The sequence below is a fragment of the Tabrizicola sp. genome (genome assembly GCF_016793705.1).
GTDB lineage: Bacteria > Pseudomonadota > Alphaproteobacteria > Rhodobacterales > Rhodobacteraceae > Tabrizicola.
This window is the reverse complement of record NZ_JAEULO010000054.1, coordinates 1-7,202: the sequence shown is the minus strand read 5'-3', so window position 1 is coordinate 7,202 and position 7,202 is coordinate 1. Positions and strand designations below refer to the sequence as shown.

7 protein-coding genes and 1 pseudogene are annotated in these 7,202 nt (G+C 68.5%); 5 read left to right on the top strand and 3 right to left on the bottom strand.

Going from position 1 to position 7,202, the window contains the following annotated elements; all coding sequences use genetic code 11:
- The 3 genes and pseudogenes from JNJ68_RS15115 to JNJ68_RS15105 all read right to left on the bottom strand — a co-directional run.
- A pseudogene (locus JNJ68_RS15115) lies at positions 1-101 on the bottom strand (uL13 family ribosomal protein); the annotation flags it as partial.
- Positions 102-321: 220 nt separating this feature from the next.
- On the bottom strand, positions 322-1,110 hold the full coding sequence (locus JNJ68_RS15110) for an SseB family protein (RefSeq protein ID WP_294983329.1): 789 nt from the start codon (positions 1,108-1,110) through the stop codon (positions 322-324).
- Positions 1,103-1,687 carry a uracil-DNA glycosylase family protein gene (locus JNJ68_RS15105; protein WP_294983327.1) on the bottom strand — a complete coding sequence of 195 codons (585 nt, stop codon included), beginning with the start codon at positions 1,685-1,687 and terminating at the stop codon, positions 1,103-1,105. The genes JNJ68_RS15110 and JNJ68_RS15105 overlap by 8 nt, the downstream gene beginning before the upstream one ends.
- 163 nt (positions 1,688-1,850) lie before the next feature.
- Between JNJ68_RS15105 and JNJ68_RS15100 the strand changes: the two genes are divergently transcribed.
- The 5 genes from JNJ68_RS15100 to JNJ68_RS15080 all read left to right on the top strand — a co-directional run bounded on the left by JNJ68_RS15100 (position 1,851) and on the right by JNJ68_RS15080 (position 7,033).
- Entirely contained in the window at positions 1,851-3,074 is a 1,224-nt protein-coding gene (locus JNJ68_RS15100; RefSeq protein WP_294983325.1) for a Na+/H+ antiporter NhaA, read from the top strand.
- Between the two features lie 117 nt (positions 3,075-3,191).
- Entirely contained in the window at positions 3,192-3,845 is a 654-nt protein-coding gene (locus tag JNJ68_RS15095) for an ATP-binding cassette domain-containing protein (RefSeq protein WP_294983323.1), read from the top strand.
- Positions 3,829-5,595 (top strand): capsule biosynthesis protein, encoded by a 1,767-nt coding sequence (locus JNJ68_RS15090; protein WP_294983321.1) that lies wholly within the window; start codon positions 3,829-3,831, stop codon positions 5,593-5,595. Before JNJ68_RS15095 ends, JNJ68_RS15090 begins: the two co-directional genes overlap by 17 nt.
- Positions 5,596-5,605: 10 nt before the next feature.
- Positions 5,606-6,436 (top strand): 3-deoxy-8-phosphooctulonate synthase, encoded by an 831-nt coding sequence (gene kdsA, locus JNJ68_RS15085; RefSeq protein ID WP_294983319.1) that lies wholly within the window; start codon positions 5,606-5,608, stop codon positions 6,434-6,436.
- 189 nt (positions 6,437-6,625) lie between these two features.
- A complete protein-coding gene (locus JNJ68_RS15080; protein ID WP_294983317.1) occupies positions 6,626-7,033 on the top strand; it encodes a DUF1801 domain-containing protein in 408 nt (135 codons plus the stop codon).
- Positions 7,034-7,202: the final 169 nt, after the last annotated feature.

The following is a 7,202-nucleotide window of genomic DNA, read 5'->3' as shown; positions in this document are numbered from 1 at the left end:
TTGGCGACGATCGTGGCAAGGCGGCCCAGAACGACGCCCTCGGCGTCGATCAGGATCCACTTCTTCTCGATGTCCGCCGGAGTAGCGGTGAAGGTTTTCATGGCATTCCCAACGAAGAGGGGGGCGTGACTGCCCCCGGAATCTCGGATGCGGGCTTATCGCCGAACACATGCACAGCGTCAAGCGGCAGAACCAATATTTACACAAGCAAAATCAGTATCTTGCAATAACGGTATTATAGTACCCCACAATTCCGCCTTTCACATTTGCCCAAATATCCCCGCCGGAGGCTCCGCCGTTTCCGCCAGCCGCCCCGCCGGATCAGCGCAGCTTCGGCGGGCGCGAGGGGTCCATGCCGGGCGCGGCGGGGGCGAGGTCCTGCACCTCGCGCGCTGGCAGGTCGAAGCGCAGCGCGACCCGCGCCATCGCCTGTGCCGCCGGGGACTCCGTGGCGAGGAAGACCACGTCCAGCTCGCCCGCCTCGCTTCCGGAAAACACCAGAGCCTCGTTCATCGCGCGGGCCAGCGGCCCTTCGGCCCCCTCGGCCGCATCGAGAAGCGCCAGCAGATGCCCGCGCCGCCCATTGCGATAGACCACCCCCGCCAGCAGCGCCGCCGCCGCAAGCCCACCCGCGCGCGCGAGCTTGCCGTCCAGCGCCGCGATCACCGCCTCGGGGACCGAGGGCGCCAGGAACTCCTGCGGCAGCGCCTCCACCTCTTCCGGGCCGCCGTCCAGCGTCTCGGCCAGCCAATCCATCGCCTCGGGCGGCAGCAGCATCGACGATGGCGCGACCCCGAGATTCACCCCCATGCCGATCCCCTGCCCTTTCAACAACCCGGCGATCACCCGGCCCGGCAGCGCCGCATAGAGCGCGATGCCGCCGGAAAACTCGGCCAGCCGTTCCTCGCGGTCGAAGACCAGCACCACCGGGCCGTCCTCCAGATCGAAGACTTTCGGCTCGATGCTCTCACCCGCCACCTCGCGCTCCAGAAGGACCACCATTTCCCCATCGGCCAGCCGCTCGAAGAAGCGCAGGCGCAGCGCCTCGTTCTCCGGATCGGCAGAGACCGCAGCATGGGCGGCATCGAGCAGGGTCACGACATCAGACATCCAGTACCTCCCGCACCCGGGCGCGCAGGGCGGGCAGCAGCTCGGCCTCGAACCAGGGGTTGCGTTTCAGCCATGCCGTATTCCGCCAGGACGGATGCGGCAAGGGAAAGACGCCCTGCGCGGCCGGTCCGCGCCAATCGGCCACGGTTTTCGTCACGTCGCGCATCCCCAGATGCCAGCGGATCGCCGCACCGCCGACCAGCAGGAGCAGCGGCACCGCCCCCAGAGCGGCCAGAACCCGCGCCCGCCAGGTCGCCGCGCAGATCTCGGGCGGCGGCAGGTCGGAACCCTTCGCGTCATAGCCCGGAAAGCAGAAGGCCATCGGCACCACGGCTACGCGGGCAAGGTCGTAGAACTCGGCTTCCGTCACTCCCATCCAGTCGCGCAAACGCTCGCCGGAACGGTCGGTGAAGGGCCGCCCGCTCTCATGCACGCGAAGGCCGGGCGCCTGCCCCGCGACCACAAGCCGCGCGCCGGGGCGGAACCAGACCACCGGGCGCGGCGCGTGTCCGGTCGCGGTGGCCGCGAAGCGCGGCGCGCACAGGCGGCAGGCCCGGATATCCTCGATCAGCCCCATCGCGCCAGACTGGACCCACGCCGCCCGACCCGCAACCCGTGGCGCTTGCTCCCGGTCGAGATGCCCCGGCGACAGCGCCGCGTCCGCGATCGCGCGAAACCATTGCGGCAGCGGCAAATCACGGTCAAATGGCGGGGACCAGCCAGCCGAACCCGAGTCCCCCATGTATCGCGTCTCCAGTTTCGTCCCCCGGTTCGCCAAGGCCCTGCTCGGCGGGGCGGGACTGGCGACGCTCTGGGTGAACCTGGCCCCGGCGAGCTACTACGACATGATCGAGGGTCGGCTTCTCGACCTCGACCTGCCGCGCTGGCTTGCGCCGCTGCCCTTCAGCCTGACGCCGATGAACATCGTGGCCGACGGGCTGATGGCGCTGTTCCTCTTCTTTCTCGGCAAGGAGCTCTGGGAGGCGCTGACGCTGGAACACGGCCCGCTGAAGGGGCGGCAGGCCATCCTGCCGGCGGGGCTGATCCTCGGCGGGCTTCTCGGCGCTGCGGGGGTCTGGATCGTCACCGGGCAACTGGTCGAGACCGCCGCAGAGGCGGGATTTGCGACCGGCTGGCCGGTGCCGCTCGGCACCGATGCGGTGCTTGCCTTCCTGGTCGGGCGCGCGGCCTTCGGGCCCGGCCATCCGGCGCTGCACCTCCTTCTCCTGATCGCCATCGCGACCGATATCCTGGCGCTTCTGATCGCGGGGCTCGCCGCGCCGGAGGTCTCGATCCGGCTGGCGTGGCTTCTGCTGCCGCTTGTCGCCGCGCTGACGAGCTGGGCGCTTTTCGGACGCGCCCCCGCCCCCGACGCGCCAGAGACCCGCCGCCGCGCGGGCCTGCGCCTGGCGCCCTATGTCGTCGCGGGTCTCCTGTCCTGGATCGGCGTCGCGGCTTCGGGCCTGCCCCCGGCGCTTGGCCTCTTGCCGGTGATCCCCGCCATCGCCCATGCCGACCGCAGCTTCGGCCTTTTCGCTGAAGCCGAGGAACTGCTGCACGACCCCCTGAACCGCCTGGCCCAGGCGCTGTGCTGGCCGCTGATCGGCGTGCTCTTCCTTTTCGGCCTCACGCGCGGCGGGATCGACCTGATGGCCTTCGCGCCCACCACCATCACCACCCTGGCCGCACTCTGGCTCGGCCGCCCGGCGGGCATGCTTATCCTCGGCCTCGGCCTTGCCGCCGCCCTGGGCCTGCGCCTGCCGCAGGGGATCGGCCTGCGCGACGTGCTGCGCATCGCGTTGATCCTCGCGATGGGCTTTACCATCCCCGTCCTCAGCCTGGAGACCGCCCTGCCCGGCGGGGCGATGCAGGAGGCCGCCCGCCTTGGCCTTGCGCTCAGCCTCCTCGCCGGGCCGATCGCGCTCCTCGTTGGCCCGAGCCCGGCCCCGCGCACAAAAGCGTGACCCGTGCCCCTCGTCCGCCCATGCCCGGCACCAGCCCTTTTAAGGCCACAAACCCGATGTTAACGATATGGCCGTAAGCAAGAGGCAGACGCCCGTCCCCAGGGCGCCGAGGCTGGGATGATCGAATTCCGAGACGTGTCGAAATCGTACTGGACCGGAACGCAGCGCAAGGTCATCCTCGACCGCGCCTCCTTCCGGGTCGAGTTGGGCCATTCGCTGGGCATCCTCGCCCCGAACGGCACCGGCAAGACCACGATCATCAACATGATGGCGGGGCTGGAAAAGCCCGACGAGGGCATCATCCGCAAGACCTCGCGCGTTTCCTTCCCCCTCGGCTTCATGGGCGGGGTGAACGGCAAGCATTCCGCCAAGGAAAACTGCCGCTATATCGCCCGGCTCTACGGGCTCGACCCCGACTATGTCGAAAGCTTCTGCCGCTGGGTCTGCGGCCTCGGCGAATATTTCGACATGCCGCTCGCCACCTATTCCTCGGGGATGCGTTCGCGGTTCTCCTTCTCCCTCCTCCTGTCGATCGAGTTCGACATCTACCTGATCGACGAGGGGATGCCCGCCAGCGGCGATGTCGAGTTCAACCGGAAAGCGGGCAACATCCTCCAGGAACGCCTGCGCGACGCGACCGTCGTCATCGTCTCGCACTCTCCCAAGACGCTGGAGAAGTTCTGCCGCTCTGCCGCCGTGCTGAAGAACGGCCGGCTCTACCAGTTCGAGACCCTCGAAGAAGCGAAACGCCTCTATGACTACCAATCCTAAGGCCGCCCGTTACCACACCCGCCGGGTCGAACGGCCTGCGCCTGCGGAAGCCGGGGCGGGCAGCGGCCTGTTGTTCGACACCGAGGAGGACGGCTTCGGCAACCTCGACTTCCGCCGCCCCGAAGACCGGAATGCTGCGGAACCGGAAGCGGCGGAGCGTCCCGGGCCTACTGCCACGGCAGCGGGGGCCGAGGCGGCGGAAGCCCGGATCGAGCCCGTCGCCAGGGCCGGGACACCGGAAGAGGTCGCCGCCGCGAACGCGGCCATCGCCGCCGAGGGGCTTACCTCGCGCCAGCTGCGCCGCGCCGCGATGATCGCGGAACGGCACCGGCTGAACGCGACCTCGGAAGCGGATGCCGTGCGGCTCTTGCGCGAGGCGGGGGTCGATCCCTTCTCCCGCGCCTCCCTCCTGCGCATCGTAGGCCCGGCCTCCGAACCGGCGCCGGAGCAACTTCCCGCCCAGCCTGCGGAAACCGCGCCCGTCGCCTCGCCAATTCCCGCCGGCCGCGAACTTGCGCGCCTGCCCGGCGACACGGTGCAACTGCCGAAGAAGATCAAGCCTGCGCAACTCCCCTCGACCGAACAGCGCGCCGAGGTGAACCAGGCCGCCGAAATCCTGCGGATGCAGCAGGACATCGCCCGGCGGCGGCGGCGGCGGCTCGCGCTCCTCGGCGCGCGGCTCTTCGCCTTCGTGCTGCTGCCCACCTTCCTCGCGGGTTGGTATTTCTACGTCATCGCCACGCCGATGTATGCGGTCCGCTCGGAATTCGTGATCCAGCAGGCTGGACCCGCCTCGTCGGGCGGCTCGCTTGGCGGGCTCTTTTCGGGCACCGCCTTTGCCACCTCGCAGGATTCCATCGCCGTGCAGGGCTATCTGCAATCGCGCGAGGCGATGACGCGGCTGGAAGAGGACCTGGGCTTCCGCGCCCATTTCCAGAGCGAGACGATTGACCCGCTGCAACGGCTGGCGACCGACGCCAGCCTGGAGGCTGCCTACAAGGTCTACAAGAAGTTCCTGAAGATCTCCTTCGACACGACCGAGGGCGTGATCCGCATGGATGTCATCGCCGCCGATCCGAAGGTCGCGGCGGACTGGTCGAAACAGCTGATCAGCTATGCCGAAGGCCAGGTCGACCACCTGACCCAGCGGTTGCGCGGCGACCAGATGCGCGAGGCCCAGGCCGGCTACGATTCCGCGCAGGAAGCATTGACCGCCTCGCAGCGCAAGCTGATCGAGTTGCAGGAGAAGTTCAAGATCATCTCCTCGGAAACCGAGGTCGGGATGGTCGTCGCCCAGATCACCCAGCTTGAAACCCAGATCACCCAGGAACGGCTGTCGCTGGCGCAGATGGAATCGAACCCCGAGCCGAACCAGGCCCGGATGGAGCCGATCAAGCGCCGCATCACCACGCTTGAGGCCCAGGTTGCAGAACTGCGCTCGCGGATGAGCGACGGCACCTCCGGTACCACCAGCCTGGCCGAGATTCAGGGTGAGCTGCTTGTCGCGCAGGCCGATCTCCAGACCCGGCAGATGCTGCTGGCCCAGGCCCTGCAATCGAAGGAAACCGCGCGGATCGAGGCCAACCGCCAGGTCCGCTATCTCTCGCTCTCGGTCAGCCCGATCCCGCCGGACGAACCCACCTATCCCCGCGCCTTCGAGAACACGCTGGTGACCATGTTGATCATGCTGGGGATTTATCTCATGGTCTCGATGACCGTCTCGATCCTGCGGGAACAGGTCTCGTCTTGAGGGCATGCGCATGAGGGATGTGACGATCGGCGGGCTGACCGTCGGGAACGACCGGCCGCTTCTGGTGATCGCCGGGCCCTGCCAGCTGGAAAGCCTGGATCACGCCCAGATGATCGCGGGTGCCATGGCCGAGGCCTGCCGGGCAGCGGGGGCGCAATATGTGTTCAAGGCCAGCTACGACAAGGCGAACCGCACCTCGCTGTCGGGCAAGCGCGGCCTGGGGATGGAGGCCGGTCTCAAGGTGCTGGACGCGGTGCGCGGCATGGGGATGCCGGTCCTGACCGACGTGCATGACGCAGGCCAGGCGCGCGAGGCGGCGCGGGTGGTCGACGTGATCCAGATCCCCGCCTTCCTGTGCCGGCAGACCGATCTTCTGCTCGCGGCCGGTGAGACGGGCGCGGTGGTGAACGTGAAGAAGGGCCAGTTCCTTGCGCCCTGGGACATGGCAAACGTGGCCGAGAAGGTGGCCTCGACGGGGAACGAGCGCATCCTTCTGACGGAACGGGGTGTCAGCTTCGGCTACAACACGCTGGTGGCCGACATGCGGTCCCTGCCGATCCTGGCGCGGACCGGCTGGCCGGTGATCATGGACGCGACGCATTCGGTGCAGCAGCCGGGCGGCCAGGGCGGATCGTCCGGCGGCCAGCGCGAATTCGCCCCGGTGATGGCCCGCGCCGCCGTGTCGCTGGGGATCGCCGGAGTGTTCATCGAGACTCACGAAGACCCCGACCGCGCGCCCTCGGACGGGCCGAACATGGTGCCGCTGCGCGAGATGCCGGCGCTGGTGGCAAGCCTGATGGCATTCGACCGGCTGGCGAAGGCCGACCCGCTGCGGGTATAGGAGCTGCCTTGCTCTGCCCGTCCGGGGCTTGCCCCGGGACCTCCACCGCCACCCAGGGACCCCGGATCAAATCCGAGGCGGTCCAGGCGCTTCCGCTCTTCCGCGTGAGACAGGCCCCCTGCCCGAAACCCGAGCCTCCGCCCCCGAACCCACCGGACGCTGCACGAATGTTGCAGGCTGTCCCGTCCCATGCCACCCTCCCTCATGGCGCAGGCAAGCATCGACGACTATCACGCCGCACTCGCCCCGGCGGACCGGGCGATCTGCGACGCGCTCCGCACCGCGATCGCCAGCGCTCTGCCCGATGCGGAAGCGAAGGTCTGGCACGCCCATCCGGTCTGGTTCCTGAACGGCAATCCGATCACCGGCTACTCGAAGCTCAAATCCTGCATCCGGCTCCTGTTCTGGAGCGGCCAGTCCTTTGCCGCCCCCGGCCTTGCCCCCGAGGGCAGTTTCAAGGCCGCAGAGGCACGCTACCGCACGGTCGAGGAGATCGACCCTGCGGCGCTCGACCTCTGGCTCGCCGAGGCGCGCAGGGTGCAATGGGACTACCGCAACATCATGCGGAACAGGGGACGGCTCGACCGGCTGGGCTAGCCCCGGGCACCGGAAACCGGCTGAACGCTTCTTCTCCTCTAGAATGAACCGCAACACGTGAGGTTTGGAGGGGGGTTGCGATGAAGAGGCGGGGGCTGCATCTGGATGGGGGTGAGCGGGCGGTGATCTTTGCCGAGCATCGCCGGGGCACAAGCCAGCGGGAGATCGG